The organism is Sporosarcina luteola (assembly GCF_023715245.1).
In the GTDB taxonomy this organism is placed as follows: Bacteria; Bacillota; Bacilli; order Bacillales_A; family Planococcaceae; genus Sporosarcina; species Sporosarcina luteola_C.
The window spans coordinates 370,458-391,116 of record NZ_JAMBNV010000001.1; the positions used below are offsets into that span (position 1 = coordinate 370,458).

General features: G+C 48.7%; 19 protein-coding genes. 17 read left to right on the forward strand and 2 right to left on the reverse strand.

Translation table 11 applies throughout. The annotated features are described in order from the left end of the window. Positions 1-91: 91 nt before the first annotated feature. The 7 genes from M3152_RS01865 to M3152_RS01895 all read left to right on the forward strand — a co-directional run bounded on the left by M3152_RS01865 (position 92) and on the right by M3152_RS01895 (position 9,567). Entirely contained in the window at positions 92-1,228 is a 1,137-nt protein-coding gene (locus M3152_RS01865; protein ID WP_251693508.1) for an acyl-CoA dehydrogenase, read from the forward strand. Between the two features lie 194 nt (positions 1,229-1,422). Further along, on the forward strand, positions 1,423-2,562 hold the full coding sequence (locus tag M3152_RS01870) for an acyl-CoA dehydrogenase (RefSeq protein WP_251693509.1): 1,140 nt from the start codon (positions 1,423-1,425) through the stop codon (positions 2,560-2,562). A gap of 13 nt (positions 2,563-2,575) precedes the next feature. Continuing rightward, positions 2,576-3,202 (forward strand): TetR/AcrR family transcriptional regulator, encoded by a 627-nt coding sequence (locus tag M3152_RS01875; protein WP_251693510.1) that lies wholly within the window; start codon positions 2,576-2,578, stop codon positions 3,200-3,202. Positions 3,203-3,555: 353 nt separating this feature from the next. After that, on the forward strand, positions 3,556-6,831 hold the full coding sequence (gene icmF, locus M3152_RS01880) for a fused isobutyryl-CoA mutase/GTPase IcmF (RefSeq protein ID WP_251693511.1): 3,276 nt from the start codon (positions 3,556-3,558) through the stop codon (positions 6,829-6,831). 150 nt (positions 6,832-6,981) lie between these two features. Further along, complete coding sequence (locus tag M3152_RS01885; protein WP_251693512.1) at positions 6,982-7,146, forward strand: hypothetical protein; 165 nt, start codon at positions 6,982-6,984, stop codon at positions 7,144-7,146. Between the two features lie 66 nt (positions 7,147-7,212). Continuing rightward, complete coding sequence (gene rpoE, locus M3152_RS01890) at positions 7,213-7,785, forward strand: DNA-directed RNA polymerase subunit delta (RefSeq protein WP_316044286.1); 573 nt, start codon at positions 7,213-7,215, stop codon at positions 7,783-7,785. A gap of 171 nt (positions 7,786-7,956) precedes the next feature. Next, on the forward strand, positions 7,957-9,567 hold the full coding sequence (locus M3152_RS01895; RefSeq protein ID WP_251693513.1) for a CTP synthase: 1,611 nt from the start codon (positions 7,957-7,959) through the stop codon (positions 9,565-9,567). 121 nt (positions 9,568-9,688) lie between these two features. Here M3152_RS01895 and M3152_RS01900 read toward each other — a convergent pair whose 3' ends face one another. Continuing rightward, complete coding sequence (locus tag M3152_RS01900; RefSeq protein WP_251693514.1) at positions 9,689-10,231, reverse strand: DUF2529 family protein; 543 nt, start codon at positions 10,229-10,231, stop codon at positions 9,689-9,691. A gap of 150 nt (positions 10,232-10,381) precedes the next feature. Between M3152_RS01900 and M3152_RS01905 the strand changes: the two genes are divergently transcribed. From M3152_RS01905 to M3152_RS01950, 10 genes are all read left to right on the forward strand, one after another. After that, a complete protein-coding gene (locus tag M3152_RS01905; protein WP_285846872.1) occupies positions 10,382-10,747 on the forward strand; it encodes a response regulator in 366 nt (121 codons plus the stop codon). A 136-nt stretch (positions 10,748-10,883) separates the two neighbouring features. Further along, on the forward strand, positions 10,884-11,741 hold the full coding sequence (locus M3152_RS01910; protein ID WP_251693516.1) for a class II fructose-bisphosphate aldolase: 858 nt from the start codon (positions 10,884-10,886) through the stop codon (positions 11,739-11,741). Positions 11,742-12,090: 349 nt separating this feature from the next. Beyond that, the gene (gene fsa / locus M3152_RS01915) at positions 12,091-12,738 is read left to right on the forward strand and encodes a fructose-6-phosphate aldolase (protein WP_251693517.1); all 648 of its coding nucleotides are present in this window, start codon (positions 12,091-12,093) and stop codon (positions 12,736-12,738) included. 20 nt (positions 12,739-12,758) lie between these two features. Further along, positions 12,759-14,036 carry a UDP-N-acetylglucosamine 1-carboxyvinyltransferase gene (locus tag M3152_RS01920; protein ID WP_251693518.1) on the forward strand — a complete coding sequence of 426 codons (1,278 nt, stop codon included), beginning with the start codon at positions 12,759-12,761 and terminating at the stop codon, positions 14,034-14,036. 189 nt (positions 14,037-14,225) lie between these two features. Next, positions 14,226-15,191 (forward strand): class II fructose-bisphosphatase, encoded by a 966-nt coding sequence (gene glpX / locus M3152_RS01925; RefSeq protein WP_251693519.1) that lies wholly within the window; start codon positions 14,226-14,228, stop codon positions 15,189-15,191. Between the two features lie 142 nt (positions 15,192-15,333). After that, positions 15,334-16,617: a transcription termination factor Rho gene (gene rho / locus M3152_RS01930; RefSeq protein WP_251693520.1), complete on the forward strand. Its 1,284-nt coding sequence runs from the start codon at positions 15,334-15,336 to the stop codon at positions 16,615-16,617. Between the two features lie 345 nt (positions 16,618-16,962). Next, on the forward strand, positions 16,963-17,178 hold the full coding sequence (gene rpmE, locus M3152_RS01935; protein WP_251693521.1) for a 50S ribosomal protein L31: 216 nt from the start codon (positions 16,963-16,965) through the stop codon (positions 17,176-17,178). A gap of 283 nt (positions 17,179-17,461) precedes the next feature. Further along, complete coding sequence (locus tag M3152_RS01940; protein WP_251693522.1) at positions 17,462-18,064, forward strand: thymidine kinase; 603 nt, start codon at positions 17,462-17,464, stop codon at positions 18,062-18,064. A gap of 126 nt (positions 18,065-18,190) precedes the next feature. Next, the gene (locus M3152_RS01945) at positions 18,191-19,204 is read left to right on the forward strand and encodes a VanW family protein (RefSeq protein ID WP_251693523.1); all 1,014 of its coding nucleotides are present in this window, start codon (positions 18,191-18,193) and stop codon (positions 19,202-19,204) included. A gap of 209 nt (positions 19,205-19,413) precedes the next feature. Next, positions 19,414-20,355: a nuclease-related domain-containing protein gene (locus tag M3152_RS01950; protein ID WP_251693524.1), complete on the forward strand. Its 942-nt coding sequence runs from the start codon at positions 19,414-19,416 to the stop codon at positions 20,353-20,355. A gap of 29 nt (positions 20,356-20,384) precedes the next feature. On the opposite strand, the gene M3152_RS01955 is transcribed toward M3152_RS01950, so the two are convergent. Continuing rightward, positions 20,385-20,618: a hypothetical protein gene (locus M3152_RS01955; protein ID WP_251693525.1), complete on the reverse strand. Its 234-nt coding sequence runs from the start codon at positions 20,616-20,618 to the stop codon at positions 20,385-20,387. Positions 20,619-20,659 lie beyond the last annotated feature (41 nt).

Below are 20,659 nucleotides of genomic sequence, written 5' to 3' on the forward strand. Positions count from 1 at the left end.
CTTGATCGATAATCAGCCGGGTATGACCGATTAAATTGTGAACTTGACCGATAACGAGCGACTAACACGTTAACTAAAGGAGTTTATTCCAATGAATTTAACATTCAGCGAAGAACAGCAGATGATGCGCACGATGGTGAGGGACTTTGCGAAGTCGGAAATCGAGCCGTTCATTCCACGGATGGAAGCGGGGGAGTTTCCGCGTGAGATCCTTGCGAAAATGGGCGAGCTCGGCCTGATGGGCATCACCGTCCCTGAGAAATATGGCGGTTCTGAGATGGACTTCGTTTCCTATATCATCGCCATCCACGAGCTGTCGAAAGTGAGCGCGGTCATGGGTGTCATCCTTTCCGTCCACACATCCGTCGGCACGAACCCAATCATGTATTTCGGGAATGAAGAGCAGAAAGACCGCTACTTGCCGAAAATGGCGTCAGGCGAATATTTGGGCGCCTTCTGCCTCACGGAAGCCGGCGCCGGTTCCGACGCTGGATCGCTGAAGACAAAAGCCGTAAACAAAGGCGATCATTACGTACTGAATGGCTCGAAGATGTTCATAACCAACGGCGGGGAGGCGGACGTCTATATCGTCTTCGCATCGACCGATCCGTCGCAAGGGACATACGGCATAACGGGCTTCATTGTCGATAAAGACACACCAGGGCTCATCATTGGAAAAGATGAGGAAAAGATGGGTCTTCACGGATCGCGAACGGTTCAGCTCACTTTTGAAGATATGAAGGTGCCCGCGGAAAACCGCCTTGGCGAAGAAGGGGAAGGCTTCAAAATTGCAATGGCGAATCTCGACGTCGGCCGGATCGGCATTGCAGCGCAAGCACTCGGAATCGGCGAAGCGGCACTCGAAGCGGCAACCGCATATGCCAAGGAACGCGTGCAATTCGGGAAGCCGATCGCTGCAAACCAAGGCGTCGGCTTCAAGCTAGCCGATATGGCGACAGCTTCCGAAGCGGCAAGGCTCCTCGTCTACCGTGCAGCTCAGCTTCGCGCGGAAGGCAAACCATGCGGAAGAGAGGCATCAATGGCGAAACTGTTCGCCTCGCAAACCGCAATGGACAACGCAATCGAAGCGGTCCAAATCTTCGGCGGCTATGGCTACACCGAAGACTACCCGGTCGAGCGCTATTTCCGCGACGCCAAAGTAACCCAAATCTACGAAGGCACAAGCGAAATCCAACGCATCGTCATCAGCAAACACCTCACAAAGTAAATTGTGTGAGAATTGTGTGGGTGCCTGTGCGTGGTGCATTTATGACAATTCAATGATGTGAATAATAATTTACTTGCATAGTAATAGACCATTGCGACAACGGCAATTCCGTAAGAGGAATATACATTTGTAGTTAATAAACTGAATTGTATGGTGCACAGGCACCGTACAGGATTCCTGAGGAGGAAGTTGACATGGATTTTAGATTATCGGAAGAGCATGAGATGATTCGGAAAATGGTGCGTGATTTTGCGGAGAAGGATGTTGCGCCGACCGCTGCGGAGCGCGATGAGGAAGAGCGCTTTGATATGGACATCTGGAATAAGATGGCAGAACTCGGATTGACGGGTATCCCTTGGCCGGAAGAATACGGCGGCATCGGCAGCGACTATCTTGCGTATTGCATCGCTGTTGAGGAATTATCACGCGTATGTGCTTCAACTGGAGTGACATTATCCGCGCATACATCGCTTGCAGGATGGCCGGTCTACAAATTCGGTACGGAGGAGCAGAAGCAGAAGTACCTTCGTCCGATGGCGGAAGGAACGAAAATCGGTGCATACGGCTTGACTGAGCCGGGCTCAGGATCCGACGCTGGCGGCATGCGCACGACTGCGAAGCTTGATGGCGACGACTATGTTCTGAACGGCTCGAAGATCTTCATTACAAACGGCGGAATTGCGGACATTTACATCGTATTCGCAGTTACCGATCCGGAATCGAAGCATAAAGGTACGAGCGCATTCATCGTCGAGAAGGACTTCCCAGGCTTCTCAGTCGGGAAGAAAGAGAAGAAACTCGGCATCCGTTCGTCTCCAACGACGGAAATCATGTTTGACAACTGCCATGTGCCAAAGGAGAACATGTTAGGCGCGGAAGGTGAAGGTTTTATTATCGCAATGAAGACATTGGATGGCGGCCGTAACGGGATTGCTGCGCAAGCGGTCGGCATTGCCCAAGGTGCGCTTGATGCGGCGGTCGATTATGCGAAAGAACGCGTTCAGTTCGGCAAGCCGATCGCGGCGAACCAAGGTGTCGGCTTCAAACTTGCGGACATGGCGACGGCGACGGAAGCTTCCCGCTTACTCACATACCAAGCTGCTTGGCTCGAGTCGAACGACTTATCGTATGGAAAAGCATCCGCGATGGCGAAACTGATGGCAGGGGATACGGCGATGAAAGTGACGACGGAAGCGGTTCAAGTGTATGGCGGATACGGCTATACGAAGGATTATCCGGTCGAGCGATTCATGCGTGACGCGAAGATTACCCAAATCTACGAAGGAACGCAGGAAATCCAACGCCTCGTCATCTCCCGCATGCTCACAAAATAATCGGGGGTGCACTATGCAAGCGAAACGCGAAGTGAAATCGTCGGTCAAAGATGAAAGCCTGATTGAAAAGAGGCGCAAGCAGATCATCGATGGAGCGGTCCAACTCTTCAAGGAAAAAGGATTCCACCGGGCGACGACGAGGGAGATCGCCAAAGCGGCGGGCTTCAGTATCGGCACACTCTATGAATACATCCGGACGAAGGAGGACGTCCTCTATCTCGTCTGCGACAGCATTTATAATGAAGTGCAGAGCCGCCTGTCTACATTGATGGACCAGGAAGGAAATGTCGAAGGGTTGCGGATGGCGATCGATTCGTATTTCCACCTGATTGACGATATGTCGGACGAATTCGTTGTCATGTACCAGGAATCGAAGTCATTGCCGAAGGATGCGCTTCAATACGTCCTGAAGAAAGAGATGGAAATGGTCGCCTTATTTAAGAACTTGCTGCAAGCATGCGTCCGATCAGGCGAACTGCGCATCGGTGAGGAAGAAGTCGATATGGCGGCTCACCACGTCGTCGTCCAAGGACAAATGTGGGCTTTCCGCAGATGGGCATTGCGCGACACCTACACCATCGAACAATTCATCAGCACTCAGACAGACCAACTATTCAAGGGAATCGTGAAGAACCAATAAATTGTGTGGGTGCCTGTGCGTGGTGCATTTATGACAATTCACCGAACTGTATGTAAATACAGTTGTTTGTAGGTAGATTCCCATAGCAATAACGTTTCAGTTTAAGAAATATACAATTGTAGTTAATAGACTGAATTGTGCCGGTGCCTGTGTACAACACATTATTCTCCTAAATGTATAATCATACAACGGTGAATGTATAAATGACCGTTACAGCCGCCTTGTCAGTTCTGTTTTATACAATTGTAGTTAATAAACTGAATAGTGTGCTGCACAGGCACCACAAGAGAGGCACCACAAAAGGGCACCGCAAAAGAAGTAGCACCATAAAAGAGTTGAGGGGTGTGTGTTGGATGACTACTACTGTAGAGATTTCTAAACCTGAGATTTATAAGCCGAGGCATCATGTTCGTTTTGTGACGGCGTCGAGTTTATTTGATGGGCATGACGCATCGATTAATATTATGCGCCGTATTTTGCAGTCGACGGGGGCGGAAGTGATCCACCTTGGGCATAACCGGTCTGTCGAGGAGGTTGTGAATGCTGCGATTCAGGAGGATGTGCAAGGGATTGCCATTTCCTCTTACCAGGGCGGGCATGTTGAGTATTTCAAATATATGCACGATCTTTTACAAGAACGAGGGGCTCCGCATATCCGGATTTACGGCGGTGGTGGCGGCGTCATCTTGCCGAAGGAAATTAAGGAATTGCATGATTACGGCATCGCTTGGATCTTCTCACCGGAGGATGGCCGTAAGATGGGGCTGCAAGGGATGATTAACCGGATGGTGGAGGAATGCGATTTCCTTACCGAAGTGGAAGATGAGATGGCGAATCTCGAGAAAGTGGGTACTGACAATCCTGAGGTGCTTGCCAACCTGATTACGTACGCGGAAGAGATGTATAACAAGGAAAACCCGGCCGCGATTAAACTAATAGAAAAAGCTAGGGAACTCTCGAAAAATACGCCTGTCCTCGGAATCACAGGCACGGGGGGAGCAGGGAAGTCTTCACTCACGGATGAGCTGATCCGCCGTTTCCTACGTGAATTACCGGATAAGAAAGTCGCTATCCTGTCCATCGACCCGACGAAGCAGAAGACGGGCGGCGCGCTGCTCGGCGACCGGATCCGGATGAACGCGATCTTCAATAAACGTGTGTTCATGCGAAGCCTCGCGACACGTGGATCGCGCTCCGAATTATCTGGTGCTATCAAGGACGTTCTCGACGTCGTAAAAACGGCAGGCTTCGATCTGATCATCGTCGAGACGAGCGGAATTGGGCAAGGTGACGCTCAAATCACGGAAGTGTCCGACGTATCGATGTACGTCATGACGAGCGAGTTCGGTGCGCCGACGCAGCTTGAGAAGATCGATATGATCGACTTCGCAGACCTGATCGTCATCAATAAATTCGAGCGGAAAGGATCTGAGGACGCGCTCAGCCAAGTGCAGAAGCAATACCAACGGAGCCATCTCCTGTTCGATAAAGATCTCGACACGATGCCTGTCTACGGCACGATCGCGAGCCAATTCAACGACAAAGGGACGAATTCACTGTTCGCTGCGCTCGTTTCGAAGTTGAATGAAAAATGCGGTCTCGATTGGGAGACGTCTTATACCGATTTTGTGAAAACGCAGAAGCAGAACGTGATCATCCCGACCGACCGCACCCATTATTTACGTGAAATAGCGAGCACGATCCGCGACTACCATAAGAAATCCGCGCAGCAAGTCGATCTTGCCCGCCGTTTATTCCAACTAGAAGGCGCGATTGAGGCTGTGAATGAAAAACTGACTGACAACGCGCTTACCGCTTCATTGGAATCTCTAGCAAATGGCGTCCGCGAAGAACTTTCTGCGGAATCAAAGCGGATTCTCAACAACTGGGAAACTCTGAAAGAATCATATGCAGGCGATGAATTCATTACGAAAATTCGTGATAAAGAGCTTCGTACGCTACTGACGACGACAAGTTTGTCAGGGTTGAAGATCCCGAAAGTGTCCTTGCCGAAATTCAAGGATTACGGTGAAATCCTTCGCTGGGTGTACAAAGAGAACGTCCCGGGTTCATTCCCATACACAGCTGGCGTTTTCCCGTTCAAGCGGGAAGGCGAGGACCCGAAACGCCAATTCGCAGGGGAAGGAACGCCGGAACGAACGAACCGCCGCTTCCATTATCTGTCGAAAGATGACGACGCGAAACGGCTGTCGACGGCATTCGACTCAGTGACGCTTTACGGTGAAGATCCCGATGAGCGCCCGGATATTTATGGGAAAGTAGGGGAATCCGGCGTCAGCATCTGTACGCTCGAAGACATGAAGAAGCTGTACGACGGCTTTGACCTATGCGCGCCATCCACGTCCGTGTCGATGACGATCAACGGTCCCGCGCCGATCATCCTGGCGATGTTCATGAACACGGCAGTCGATCAGCAAGTGAAATTGAAAGAAGAAGAACTGGGCCGCGTGCTGACGGTCGAGGAATTCACGGAAGTCCGCAACGCGACACTCCAAGTCGTCCGCGGAACGGTGCAGGCGGATATTCTGAAGGAAGACCAAGGGCAGAATACGTGCATCTTCTCGACGGAATTCGCGCTCCGCATGATGGGCGACATCCAACAGTATTTCATCGACCAAAAAGTCCGGAACTACTACTCCGTCTCGATTTCCGGCTATCATATCGCGGAAGCGGGAGCCAATCCGATTTCACAGCTCGCGTTCACGCTCGCGAACGGCTTTACGTATGTCGAGTATTATTTGAGCCGTGGAATGAACATCGATGATTTCGCTCCGAATCTATCGTTCTTCTTCTCGAACGGCTTGGATCCGGAATATACGGTCATCGGAAGAGTTGCTAGACGTATCTGGGCGGTCGCGATGCGCGAGAAATATGGCGCGAACGAACGCAGCCAGAAGCTGAAATATCACGTACAGACATCCGGTCGAAGCCTGCATGCACAGGAAATCGACTTCAATGACATCCGGACGACGCTGCAGGCGCTCATGGCATTGCAGGACAACTGCAACTCGCTCCATACGAACGCCTACGACGAAGCGATAACGACGCCGACGGAAGAATCGGTGCGCCGCGCGATGGCGATTCAGATGATCATTACGAAGGAACATGGTTTATCGAAAAATGAAAACCCGCTCCAGGGATCTTTCATTATCGAAGAACTGACGGACCTCGTCGAAGAATCAGTCCTCCAGGAATTCGACCGCCTGAACGACCGCGGCGGCGTGCTTGGCTCGATGGAGACGCAGTATCAGCGAGGCAAAATCCAAGAGGAATCGATGCTCTACGAAATGAAGAAGCACTCGGGCGAACTGCCGATCATCGGCGTCAACACGTACTTGAACCCGAACCCGCCTTCCGAAGAGGACATCGACAATATGGAAATCGCCCGTGCGACGAAGGAAGAGAAAGAGACGCAGATCGCCAACTTGCGTGCCTTCCAATCGAGGCATGACGATGCAGCAGACGAAGCTTTGCGGAAACTGCAGCAAGTCGCTGTGACCGGCGGCAACATCTTCGCAGAGTTGATGGAAACCGTCAAAGTCGCGAGCCTCGGCCAAATTACGAATGCATTGTACGAAGTGGGCGGCCAATACCGCCGGAATATGTAATGAAATGAAAGGGAACGCTCTTGCAAGAGGGCGTTCTTTTTTGCACGGCATTCCATTCCGTGAAAACATTTCGAAAAATCATTATGAAAAGTGGATTTTGCCTGTTCCTTCCACGTATAATAAATAGTACAAAGGGAAAGAGGTGAGGAGATGAAGCTGTATCATCATGCATTAATTATCATAGTGATCATCATCCTCATCTTTTCCTTATACGGTGTAGGTTACGGTGCTGTTCCTTTCTTGCTCGCCGCACTTTATCTTGGCATCCTTAGCGTCAAAGAATTCCAACGCTTCAAGAAGAGTAGAAGATGGTAGCATAACAGGCACTTCATTGTATATAATGATAAGTATGCTTTTGCTCAGAGAAAGGACGTGCGTACGATGAATTTGAATTTACATGAATTGACGAAAGAAGAACTACAGGAAGAATCGATGATCGATATCGCTTTTGCCGTATTGACGGAACGACGGGAAGCATTGACACTTGAACAACTAATGAATGAAATCCGTGAATTGACTGGAATGTCGGAGAAGCAAATGAAGGACAAGCTCCTCCAATTCTACACAGATATGAATATCGATGGAAGATTCCTTGCCATTAACAATAACCAATGGGGATTGCGCGAATGGTATCCGGTCGATCAGATTGAGGAAGAAACGGCTCCTGTCGTCAAAGTCCGCAAGAAGAAAAAGAAAAAAGCGTATGACGATGAGGACGAGGATGACGAGGAAGAGGAAGAAATCGACGAGGACGAGTTGTTTGCAGAAGGCTTCGACGAACTCGATGAAGACGAAGAAGAGTTGGATGAAGAGGAAGAGGAAGAGGAAATCATCGAAATCGAAGAAGATTTGATTGATGATGAAGAAGGCCTCGAAATCGTTCCCGACGAAGAATTGGAAATTGACGACGAAGACGAAGAAGAGGAAGACGAAGAAGAAGAGGACCTTCTCTGATACTTTCCACTTGACTTCGGACGTTTAAGGATTTAAGCTTCTATTTGGGCTCCTTGAAAAAGGACACATGAATCCGTGTATAAGCGCTCCTCTTGTAGATAGACTACAGTGGAGCGTTTTTTGCATTTTACTGCCTACAACCGAACCCCTAACACAAAGGAGGAGCTATAGATGACTAAATATATCTTTGTAACCGGCGGAGTTGTCTCATCTTTAGGAAAGGGAATCAATGCCGCATCCCTCGGAAGACTTCTGAAAAGCAGAGGCCTGCAAGTCACAAACCAAAAATTCGATCCTTACATCAATTTAGACCCACGTATGATGAGCCCATACCAGCACGGTGAAGTCTTCGTGACGGAAGACGGTGCTGAAACCGATCTTGACATCGGCCACTATGAACGGTTCATCGACATCAAGTTGAACAAATACTCCAACGTTACAATGGGGAAAGTATACTCCTCCGTCCTGCGCAAAGAGCGCCGCGGCGAATACAAAGGGGCGACGGTCCAAGTCATCCCTCATATTACGAATGAAATCAAAAGCCTCGTCAAACGGGCGGGCCAAGAAACGAATGCAGACGTTGTTATTACCGAAATCGGTGGAAGCGTCGGCGATATCGAATCACTTCCATACCTTGAAGCAATCCGTCAAATGAAGACGGATCTTGGCAAAGATGATGTCATGTATATCCACAACACACTCATTCCGTATTTGCACGCTGCCGGTGAAATGAAAACAAAGCCGACACAGCATAGCGTAAAGGAATTGCGCAGTCTCGGCATCCAGCCGAATATGATCGTCGTCCGAAGCGAATATCCGGTCCCGCAGGAAATGAAGGATAAAATCGCCCTCTTCTGCAACATCAAGCCGGAAGAAGTGATCGAAGCGCTTGACGCAGAGACATTATACGAAGTTCCGATCCGACTGCACGCGCAAAACATGGACAAGATCGTCGTCGATTTCCTCGGTCTCGAAACGAAGGAACCGGATTTGACGGAAATTGAAGAGCTCGTGAACCGCGTCAGAAATCTATCGCGGAAAGTGAAGATTGCGCTCGTCGGTAAATACGTTGAGCTGCAAGATGCTTATATTTCAGGAGTGGAAGCATTCCGACATGCGGGCTACGAATTCGATACGGATATCGAAATTGATTGGATTAATTCCGAAGAAGTGACGAAGGAAAACGCTGAGGAAATCTTGAAAGATGCAGATGGTATCTTCGTTCCAGGAGGCTTCGGAGACCGTGGCATCGAAGGCAAAATGGAAGCGATCAGCTATGCGCGTGAAAACGGCGTTCCGTTCTTCGGCGTTGGCCTTGGCATGCAGCTTGCAGCAGTAGAATTCGCTCGTGACGTTCTTGGAATAAAAGACGCACATTCCGTCGAATTCGATAGTGAAACGGAAAACGCAGTCATCGAAAACAACCGCGATTTCGAAGATCGTGCAGAAATCGATCAGGCGTCCGGGGGTATGAGACTCGGCGCGCATCCTTGCAAATTGAAGGAAGGCACGAAAGCACAAGAAGCGTATAACGACGAATTGGTATACGAACGCCACCGCCACCGTTTCGAATTCAACAACATCTATCGTGAGCAATTCGAAAACGCCGGCATGATCGTGGCAGGGGAAAGCCCGGACGGCCATCTAGTGGAAATCATTGAGTTGAAGGACCACCCGTTCTTCATCGGAACTCAATTCCATCCAGAATTCGCATCACGTCCAACCCGCCCAACACCGCTCATCCGCGAATTCATTCGCGCAGCGCTGACGCATCAAGGGTAATAGTCAATAATAAAAAACAGAAACCATCATGAACTGATGGTTTCTGTTTTTGTTTTTGAAAAGTGATCATAACCCTCTCCAAGTGATCATAAACCCCCACAACCGCTAAAAACACTCCGGCTTACTCTTCTTCACTCACCATCTCGTCATACGCAATCTTGACCGCCTCGTACAAAAAGAGCGTGGCCAATAAATTCGGCTGGACGATCCGGCTGCCAATATCCTCACCCGGTAAAATCCCTCTCACGACGCCGGTCGACATATACGTATATGCCAAATCCACCAGCTCATTGTCCTCCGTCGCCTTCTCGCCTGCAACAACCGCGAATGGAATGAATTTCTCCGCAAGCACACGCGCGAACTGGAGTGCTCGTTCATCCGTTGCTGAACGGGCAAATAGCCAAACCCTGTCCGCAGAATGGATTTCCATCTCTTGTTCATGACGGACTGCGCCACGAAACGGTTCCGCAGCAAAGACCGCGTTCAACCCGACCGCTTCCATTTCATCGAAACCAGCGAAAATGACACGTCCTTCTCCGATCGTCGCCTGGGCCAACAGCCGTGCCGTCTCCTCGACAGCCTCTTCATTATTTGAACCGGCACGCTGCACGAGCCCGCCGATTTGTGTCGTCAATATTTTCATCTTAACCACCTCGTTTCCCATTATATTTTCTCCCGGGAATAAAACCAAGTTTTCCAGTACGGTCTCTCGAATTAAAACAATTTTGCAATAATAATTAAAAAAAAGAGGGTTTTCAGACTTTTTGTCAAATTGATAACTATTGGGTCAATAAATAAAAAAGGGGTGGGCCTTTTGAAGAGTTTGCTAATCGTCGATGATCAAGCCGGAATACGACTTTTATTAAATGAGGTATTCACTAAAGAGGGGTTTGAAGCGAGGTTGGCCGCAAATGGCGCTGAAGCTCTCCAATTGATTACCGAGAAAGAACCCGATTGTGTATTACTGGACATGAAGATGCCGGGTATCGACGGAGTGGAAGTGCTAAAAAGGCTGAAGAAAGACTGGCCCCAGATTCCTGTCATCATGATGACAGCCTACGGGGAAGTCGAACTGACGGAAGAGGCAATTAAAAACGGGGCAGAGAAGTACTTTACGAAACCATTCAACATTTATGAAGTGAGAGACGCGGTCAAAGAAATTTTACATCGTGGAGAATAATAAATATACAGAAACGATGACGCGCCGCTGCCACAACCCAGACAGTAGTAAATACTGTCTGTTTTTGTTATGATAAAAGAGGTAAATATCGATTCAAACAATAAATTCATCTCGACGATCCGAGGAGGCTAATGCAATGGCACTTGTTTCAATGAAAGAAATGATGATCAAAGGAAAAAAAGAAGGATATGCAATCGGTCAGTTCAACTTGAACAACCTTGAATACACGCAAGCGATCCTGCAAGCGGCGCAAGAAGAGAGTTCGCCGGTGATACTCGGTGTTTCCGAAGGTGCAGCACGCTATATGGGCGGGTTTACAACAGTCGTCAACATGGTAAAAGGGTTGATGCATGATTACAACATCACCGTACCTGTCGCTATCCATCTGGACCACGGATCCAGTTTCGAAAAATGTAAAGAGGCGATTGACGCGGGCTTCACATCCGTCATGATTGACGCATCTTCCAAACCTCTTGCAGAAAACATTGAAATCACGAAAGAAGTTGTGGAATACGCCCATTCAAAAGGTGTATCCGTTGAAGCTGAACTCGGTGTAGTCGGCGGGCAGGAAGACGACGTCATCGCTGACGGAGTCATTTACGCGGACCCGGCAGAATGCAAGGAACTTGTCGACAACACGGATATCGACTGCTTGGCACCGGCCCTTGGATCGGTTCACGGCCCTTACAAAGGCGAGCCGAACCTAGGATTCAAGGAAATGGAAGAAATCTCAAGCCAGTCAGACCTTCCACTAGTCCTCCATGGCGGAACGGGCATCCCGACAAAGGATATCCAACGCGCCATCTCGCTTGGAACTGCTAAAATCAACGTCAATACCGAAAATCAAATCGAAGGTACGAAAGCCGTCCGCGAAACATTGAACGCAGACCAGGACGTCTACGATCCACGTAAATACTTGGCACCAATGCGCGACGCTATCAAAAAATCAGTCATCAGCAAAATGCGTGAATTCGGCAGCTCAGGAAAAGCATAATTAATAATAGTTAGATTTAAAAGAAGATGTGAGAGTATATTGATTGAAGCGAAAGGCGGCGACTCCTGTGAAAGCCGTCACGAAGAACGGCTTTTGCGAGCACAAGCGCAGCGTTGCGAGCAGTATTTTTTGCGACCCTACGGGAGCAGGATGCCTTAATTTCTGCAAAGAGCGCAGAAATACGGCAAATCGAACCCTTCGCTGTTCGATTGACTCACCGCCCGCCCCCCGGAAAACGTCCGCCCGGAACGGAAATCAACTGCGTTATCTTGACATACAAATAGGAGAAGCATCGAAAACCAAGATGCATTCTCCTTCTTTTCCATTCATAAGAGGAGGAACTATACACATGAAATTTTTCATCGATACGGCAAACTTCGAAGAAATCAAAGAAGCACATAGCTGGGGAATCATCTCCGGTGTAACAACAAACCCATCTTTAGTTGCGAAAGAAAATATTTCATTCCACGACCGCCTGCGCGAAATCACATCACTCGTACCCGGTTCAGTCAGCGCGGAAGTCATTGCACTCGACGCGGAAGGAATGATCGAAGAAGGACGCGAGCTTGCGAAAATCGCGCCGAACATCACAGTGAAACTACCAATGACGCCGGAAGGTCTGAAAGCGTGCTCCGTATTCGCTCAAGAAGGCATCAAAACAAACGTGACCCTCATTTTCAGTGCCAACCAAGCATTACTTGCTGCACGCGCTGGAGCCACATATGTTTCCCCATTCCTCGGCAGACTTGATGATATCGGTCAAGAAGGAATCCAACTGATCAGCACAATCGCGGATATCTTCACAATTCATGACATGGATACGCAAATCATCGCAGCGTCGATCCGCAGCCCGCAGCATATTACAGACGCGGCACTTGCAGGAGCGCATATCTCGACGACACCATTCAACGTGCTCAAGCAATTATTCAACCATCCGTTAACCGACAAAGGCATCCAGCAATTCCTCGAAGATTGGGAATCAAGAAAGAACAAGTGAAACGCCTAAAGGAGACTGAAATGGACGTTTATAAAATCAGAGGCGGCAATCCTCTACGTGGAACGATAAAAGTAAGCGGTGCGAAAAACAGTGCCGTTGCGTTAATCCCGGCTTCCATCTTGGCAGATTCGCCTGTCACGATCGACGGACTTCCGGAAATCTCGGATGTCCTCACTCTCCAAGCACTACTTGAAGACATTGGCGGGAAAGTCGAATTCGAGTCAGGTAAGATGACGATCGATCCGTCGGAAATGGTCGCTATGCCACTTCCGAACGGCAATGTGAAAAAACTGAGAGCATCGTATTACATGATGGGCGCCATGCTCGGCCGATTTAAGCATGCGGCTATAGGACTCCCGGGCGGTTGCCATCTTGGTCCCCGTCCGATTGATCAGCACATCAAGGGCTTTGAAGCTTTAGGCGCAAAAGTGACGAACGAACACGGCGCCATCTATTTGCGGGCCGATGAATTACGCGGTGCCAAAATCTATCTGGACGTCGTTTCTGTCGGCGCGACAATTAACATCATGCTTGCGGCGGTCCGTGCCAAAGGGCGGACAATCATTGAAAACGCAGCGAAAGAACCCGAAATTATCGACGTCGCCACATTGCTTTCGAATATGGGGGCAAACATCAAAGGTGCTGGAACGAATGTCATACGTATCGAAGGAGTCGATCGGCTGCATGGAACGAAGCATACGATCATTCCGGACAGGATCGAGGCAGGCACGTTCATGATCATGGCGGCGGCAGTCGGAGATGGCGTTACAATCGACAACGTCATCCCTTTCCACGTCGAAGCGTTGACCGCAAAACTGCGTGAGATGGGCGTTAAGATAGAAGAAAGGGAAGAGCATATTTTCATTCCGAAATCGGAGAATCTGCTGGCGGTGGACGTAAAGACACTCGTCTACCCTGGATTCCCGACAGATCTTCAACAGCCATTTTCCGTACTATTGACGCAGGCGAACGGCTCCTCCGTCATTTCAGACACGATCTATTCCGCGCGTTTCAAGCAAATAGACGAACTACGGCGGATGAATGCCGACGGAAAAGTGGAGGGGCAATCTGTCATTCTATCAGGTCCTACGCCACTACAAGCGGCGACCGTCCGTGCATCAGACCTGCGCGCAGGGGCGGCTCTCGTCATCGCGGGACTGCTTGCTGACGGCGAAACCGAAATCCAGGAAATTCAACATATCGAACGTGGCTACAGTGATCTTATCGAGAAACTCCGCGGCATTGGGGCGGATATCCGAAAAGAGACGGTACCTGAAAAAGCGACCATCACTGATTAATGTGAAACGTTGCTTATGTTATACTAGTAACGAAACTTACAGCGAATCGGACTGCGAAGGGTTCGATTTGTCGTATTTCTGCTGTTTTTGCAGAAATTAAGGCACCCGTCTAGCGCCTGAAGCTAGACAATGAAAAGCGTTTATTTGAGACTATATATTGAAATGCGCTAAACGGGAGGAACAATCATAATGGAACGCAGTTTATCGATGGAATTAGTACGTGTAACAGAGGCAGCGGCTGTATCGGCTGCTCGCTGGATGGGGCGCGGTTTGAAAAACGAAGCGGATGACGCTGCGACGGAAGCGATGCGTACTGTGTTCGATACGATCCCGATGCAAGGGGTCGTCGTTATCGGCGAAGGCGAAATGGATGAAGCGCCGATGCTTTATATCGGAGAAGAGCTCGGAACGGGCCAAGGTCCGGAAGTGGACGTTGCAGTAGATCCGGTGGAAGGTACGAACATCGTCGCATCAGGAGGCTGGAATGCACTCGCGGTCATCGCAATTGCGGACAAAGGGAACCTCCTCAACGCACCTGACATGTACATGAATAAAATCGCAGTCGGACCTGAAGCGGTTGGCAAAATCAACATCGACGCATCCGTCACGGATAACCTGCATGCTGTCGCCAAAGCGAAAAACAAATCAATCGATGAAGTTGTGGCAACTGTCCTGAACCGTGAACGCCATTCTAAAATAATTGAAGAAATCAGAGCAACCGGCGCGCGTATCAAACTTATCGACGATGGAGACGTGGCGGGTGCTATCAATACAGCATTCGATGACACAGGCGTTGATATTATGTTCGGTATCGGCGGAGCTCCTGAAGGCGTCATCGCCGCAGTCGGACTCAAATGCCTCGGCGGGGAAATCCAAGGCCGTCTCGTCCCTTCAAATGAAGAAGAGCGCCTGCGCTGCGAAAAAATGGGAATTGACGTCTCCAAAGTCCTCTATATGGATGATCTTGTAAAAGGCGATGACGCCATCTTCGCTGCAACCGGAGTGACAGACGGCGAACTGCTGCGCGGCGTCCAATTCAAAGGCGGCTACAGCGAAACCCACTCACTCGTCATGCGCTCCAAATCCGGAACAATCCGTTTCGTAGAAGGACGCCACAGCTTGAAGAAAAAACCGAACTTGGTAATGGAAGACTAATTATATTTTTATTTGAATTAATAATAGCAAGCCTCATCGCCCGGCAATCCGCCGGGCATCCTTCTATTGTCCGATTCACCTACCCGATTGAAAACAAACCCTAACAAACGAAAATCAAATAAAGAGTGGAGTTTACGATACTATGTCAATTCTAACAATCGCCAGCTTGGAAAATATGACACTGAAAGAGTTATATGAGCTTGCAAAGGAATTCAAAATCTCCTATTACAGCAAACTGACAAAAAAAGAACTGATCTTCGCCATCCTAAAAACTCGTGCCGAACAGGAAGGTTTCTTCTTCATGGAAGGCGTACTTGAAATCATCCAATCGGAAGGATACGGATTCCTCCGTCCAATCAACTACTCGCCGAGCTCTGAAGACATCTACATCTCCGCTTCCCAAATCAGACGATTCGATCTGCGGAACGGGGACAAGGTGACTGGGAAAGTGCGTCCGCCGAAAGAGAACGAACGCTATTACGGCCTCTTGCAAGTGGAAGCCGTCAACGGCGAAAATCCGGAAGTTGCACGGGAACGCGTCCACTTCCCGGGACTCACGCCGCTTTACCCGGACCGTCATATTAAACTCGAAACAGTACCGCAGAAACTGTCGACCCGCATTATGGATCTGGTGTCGCCAGTCGGATTCGGTCAACGTGGACTTATCGTCGCGCCGCCGAAAGCGGGTAAAACAATGCTATTGAAGGAAATCGCCAATGCGATCACGACGAATCATCCCGAAGCGGAACTGATCGTCCTCCTAATCGACGAGCGTCCTGAGGAAGTGACGGACATCGAACGTTCCGTCAATGCCGATGTCGTCAGCTCGACATTCGACGAAGTACCGGAAAACCATGTGAAAGTCGCTGAACTCGTCTTGGAGCGAGCGATGCGCTTAGTTGAACATAAACGCGACGTTGTCATTCTAATGGATTCCATCACGAGACTTGCTCGCGCCTATAACCTTGTCATCCCGCCAAGCGGCCGTACACTGTCAGGCGGTATCGATCCAGCTGCATTCCACCGTCCGAAGCGGTTCTTCGGCGCAGCGCGGAATCTCGAGGAAGGCGGCAGCTTGACGATTCTCGCAACCGCTTTGATCGACACAGGCTCGCGTATGGATGAAGTCATCTACGAGGAATTCAAAGGGACAGGCAATATGGAACTGCATCTCGACCGCAGCCTCGCAGAACGCCGTATTTTCCCTGCGCTCGACATCCGACGCTCCGGAACTCGGAAAGAGGAACTTCTTCTCCCGAGCGACCAGTTGGAAAAACTTTGGGCAATCCGAAAAACATTTTCGGACGCTCACGACTTCGCAGAACGCTTCCTGAAAAAACTGCGACAATCGAAATCCAACGAGGAATTCTTCGACAAGCTCAATGAAGAAATGAAAGCTCATCGCAATGGGAAGGGACTACTGTAATTGTTCTATAATTACTATATTTAAGCGAACGCAAGTTGATTAGAGTGGAAGGCGACCACTCCTGCGGGAACAGCGCGAGCTGAAGACCCTGGACTGAGCGAAGCGAGGGAAGCGGCTGAAGCCGTGCCCGCGGAAAGCATCCGCCTGTAGCGGAAAATTACGGTAAACACTCGAAATAAAACTGTTGCACATACAGTACAGATTTGTTATAATTCTTGAGTATGGTTCATGACCATCTGCTGCATATGCGGTTGACATATACGGACCGTGTAAGGCATCAGTCTTATGCAATACCTTACAATAATACTCTGTTCCAGATGGTTCAGGGCGAGAGGAGAGAGACCGATGAGAGCAGGAATTCATCCTAACTACAAACTTGCAAAAGTTACTTGTTCATGTGGAAACACATTCGAAACAGGATCTGTAAAAGAGGAAATCCGCGTAGAAGTTTGCTCGGAATGCCACCCATTCTACACTGGACGCCAAAAATTCGCTTCTGCGGACGGACGTATCGACCGCTTCAACAAGAAGTACGGCTTCAAAGAAGAAGGACAAGAATAAGAACCTTCCAACCCGCCAACATTGTTTGGCGGGTTTTCAATTTGGGAATAAAACAAATAGAAATCATTTTAAATTAACCCCTTTATTTGTAAAAACCAATTCGGCGCGACAACTGAAGCATACTGCGTCCAAAGCGGTGTGCTCCGCGTCCAATACATCCTTCCATAACATATCCTGACATGAAATAAAAGACGTCCTTTCCACGGTTTTTTGATGTATGATAGACATTCCAACAATGAAAAAAACACATTTACATAGAGCGATTATTGAAAGGGGAACCAACATGTACGTAACAATGCAAGGCGGCTGGATAGAAGTGATTTGTGGCAGTATGTTTTCAGGGAAATCGGAGGAATTGATCCGACGTGTGCGCCGCGCACAATTTGCGAAACAGAAAATCGCGGTGTTCAAGCCGGAAATCGACGATCGATACAGCGAGGAAGCGGTCGTCAGTCATAACGGAACGACAGTGATTGCTACACCCGTTGCCGAATCGACTCAGATTGAGCAATTCGTGAAAGACGCTTACGATATCATTGCCATTGATGAAGCTCAATTTTTCGATGAGGGCATCGTCGATGTAGTTATGGAATTAGCGGATCGCGGATTCCGCGTCATTGTGGCAGGACTTGACCAGGATTTCCGCGGTGAGCCATTCGGGCCGATGCCGCAGCTTATGGCCGTAGCGGAAAACGTCACAAAACTGCAAGCGGTCTGCACCGTCTGCGGATCACCCGCCAGCCGTACACAACGTCTCATAAACGGACAACCCGCCGGCTACGACGATCCGATCATCCTCGTCGGCGCATCCGAAGCATACGAAGCAAGATGCCGCATGCACCACGAAGTCCCTAACGGCGTTACCGCCAACGTGGCAGTTAACTAATACCGAACAGACAGCATGGACAAGCTCCATGCTGTTTTTTATTCACAGGAATAATACCAACACACTATCCACTTCCGTTGAATACTATGGCTAATGGCAACACTAGTAATACAGGAGGTGGATGAAATGAAAAAATGGCTTGTTCTCCTTGTTCTCTTATGCTCAGTCGGAATGCTCGGCTGTCAACAACAGTCGGCGTCCGAACAACAGACAGATAGTGCGGAAACACCCGCAGCTAAACCTACAGAACAACAAGAACCCCCAAAGCAAACAGAATCGACGAAGCAACCGGTTGGCCAAACGGAAATCATACCGGCACCGATCCCAGTTATCAACATCATTGACCCGACGTCCAATAAACTGATCCACACATTAACCCCAATCGATCTAGGCTATGAAATGGACATCGCAGCGTACATAGTGAAAATCGAGCAATTTGCAAAAGAGCTCGCGCGCGGAATCGATGGAAAAGCTGGATACGACCAACGGATGGTGCTCGACAGATTGGACGAACATGGCAATCTCATCAAAGGCAACCCGCTAATCCTATTGCGTGAAAGCGTATTAGTGGAGCGGATAATGGAAGCGTCGGCTTCAGGGGGTACGATTGAACTGCCGATCGACATATTGGAGAGTGGCTACGATTCCGAAGACATCCCTCATTTGGAGGAAGTTGCAATCGCTTCATATACGACCTACTTCAACCCGACGGACGCAGGCAGGAATAAAAACATAGAACTCTCCGCTGCTGCGATTAATAAAATCATCGTCGGCAAGGGAGATCAATTTTCCTTCAACACCGTCGTCGGACCACGAGACGAAGCGAACGGGTACCAGCCGGCCCCCGAGATCATCAACAAAAAACGTGTCATGGGAATCGGCGGGGGAATTTGCCAAACATCCTCAACCCTATTCAACGCCGTCGATCAACTTCCGGTGAAATACATCGAACGACACCATCATTCATTAGATATCGGCTACGTCCCGAAAGGCAGAGATGCAACCGTCTCCTACGGCGGCCTGGACTTCAGATTCCGAAATACTGCGAACGCTCCATTCCTTATCAAAGCTATTTATGGCAAGGATTTTTTAACGATCGAAATTAGGACAGCGGAAAAATATGTAGACGTTTTTAAGTGAAGCGGCATGCGGCACTCAAAGCGGGCGTTCCCGCGTTTAAAGTGGGAGTGTCCGCGCTCATGATAGTAGTCGAAGCAAATTCAAAAAAAATATTTTAAATGCGATTTCGGCTCCAAAAATGAAATTTAAACTGGTTATCCGACGGATATTAAAATTTCCTCTCATTTTGAAATATTTCATTACTGATACAATGCTTCTGAGGTGATGAAATGTTACTGAAAAAACGGAGCGAACCGTTATCCTTGCTAGGCTTACAGTCATTAATCAACAGGCTGCCTACCAACCACGAGCAATATTCAAAAATCGAGGAAGATCTTAGAAAAAGAAAAGCTGGATTCGGGGGTGAATTGAATTTTGACAAACATATAAATGAATTTCGACCAAACTATCCATTCGGCTTAATCCATGATATTTGCCTTCTATACAATGGAATTTACTTTCAAATGGATTCAGTGCTGATTCAGCCAGACAAAATTATCATCTTCGAAATTAAAAATCTTGGTGGAAAACTCACTGTCAAAGCAAGCCCAACGCAGTTCATTCAGGAAATCAAAGGAGAAAGGAAAATTATTCAAAGTCCAATCATCGAGCTTGAACGTAAAATGATATTCATGGACAGATGGTTAAAGGAGAGAGGGCTGGATTGTCCTATAAAAGGAATGATTGGACTGGCCTACACGAACGAATTGTTTATCGAAGAAGAAATAAATACTGATATTTTATTCACTCATGAAATCCCGATCAGGTTGTATAACATGGCAGCCACTGATGAAATATTGAGTAGAAATAACATCAGAAATATTGCCCGCGATATTGTGGATTCACACCAGGAATATAATCCATTTCCTTTGACAAAGACGTTAAACATAGCCAAGGAAGATATAATCCCAGGTGTGATTTGTCCAGAATGCAAACTAAACGGAATGAAGTGGTTCCAGAAGAAATGGCGTTGTCACGGCTGTACTTATCAGGCAGCTGATTGTCATCTGCCTCTTATCGATGATTGGTTCTATATAATGGACAGCGGTATTACCAATCGTCAATTTCGTTCGTTTTCGGGTATTCAAAATCAAGATGTTGCTAAAAGGATTTTGAAGAAGACAGGTCTTGTCATGAAAGGTAGACGCAGGACAGCTTTTTACATAAGGTGATTGCTCGAACGCTTTGTCAAAAGCATTTTTTAAATCGCGTCATGCTTGATCTTTCGCTCCGCGCTTAAAGCAATCCGCCGCGCGCCTAAAGCAATCCGCTTCGCGCCCAAAGCAATCCACCGTGCGCCTAAAGCAAGCCGCTTCGCGCCCAAAGCAATCCACCGCGCGCCTAAAGCAAGTCGCTCCGCGCCTAAAGCGATCCACCGCGCGCCCAAAACAAGCCGCCCCGCGTCCAAATCATACCACCCCCTCAAAGAAATCACTGTATTTCAGCGCCTTATTCCCGTACAATAAACATACAAAA

Bases quoted from the DNA above. Each gene is read 5' to 3' on its own strand.
- M3152_RS01865 (WP_251693508.1), top strand. From the start codon at position 92: ATGAATTTAACATTCAGCGAAGAACAGCAGATGATGCGCACGATGGTG.
- M3152_RS01870 (WP_251693509.1), top strand. From the start codon at position 1,423: ATGGATTTTAGATTATCGGAAGAGCATGAGATGATTCGGAAAATGGTG.
- M3152_RS01875 (WP_251693510.1), top strand. From the start codon at position 2,576: ATGCAAGCGAAACGCGAAGTGAAATCGTCGGTCAAAGATGAAAGCCTG.
- icmF (WP_251693511.1), top strand. From the start codon at position 3,556: ATGACTACTACTGTAGAGATTTCTAAACCTGAGATTTATAAGCCGAGG.
- M3152_RS01885 (WP_251693512.1), top strand. From the start codon at position 6,982: ATGAAGCTGTATCATCATGCATTAATTATCATAGTGATCATCATCCTC.
- rpoE (WP_316044286.1), top strand. From the start codon at position 7,213: ATGAATTTGAATTTACATGAATTGACGAAAGAAGAACTACAGGAAGAA.
- M3152_RS01895 (WP_251693513.1), top strand. From the start codon at position 7,957: ATGACTAAATATATCTTTGTAACCGGCGGAGTTGTCTCATCTTTAGGA.
- M3152_RS01900 (WP_251693514.1), bottom strand. From the start codon at position 10,231: ATGGGAAACGAGGTGGTTAAGATGAAAATATTGACGACACAAATCGGC.
- M3152_RS01910 (WP_251693516.1), top strand. From the start codon at position 10,884: ATGGCACTTGTTTCAATGAAAGAAATGATGATCAAAGGAAAAAAAGAA.
- fsa (WP_251693517.1), top strand. From the start codon at position 12,091: ATGAAATTTTTCATCGATACGGCAAACTTCGAAGAAATCAAAGAAGCA.
- M3152_RS01920 (WP_251693518.1), top strand. From the start codon at position 12,759: ATGGACGTTTATAAAATCAGAGGCGGCAATCCTCTACGTGGAACGATA.
- glpX (WP_251693519.1), top strand. From the start codon at position 14,226: ATGGAACGCAGTTTATCGATGGAATTAGTACGTGTAACAGAGGCAGCG.
- rho (WP_251693520.1), top strand. From the start codon at position 15,334: ATGTCAATTCTAACAATCGCCAGCTTGGAAAATATGACACTGAAAGAG.
- rpmE (WP_251693521.1), top strand. From the start codon at position 16,963: ATGAGAGCAGGAATTCATCCTAACTACAAACTTGCAAAAGTTACTTGT.
- M3152_RS01940 (WP_251693522.1), top strand. From the start codon at position 17,462: ATGTACGTAACAATGCAAGGCGGCTGGATAGAAGTGATTTGTGGCAGT.
- M3152_RS01945 (WP_251693523.1), top strand. From the start codon at position 18,191: ATGAAAAAATGGCTTGTTCTCCTTGTTCTCTTATGCTCAGTCGGAATG.
- M3152_RS01950 (WP_251693524.1), top strand. From the start codon at position 19,414: ATGTTACTGAAAAAACGGAGCGAACCGTTATCCTTGCTAGGCTTACAG.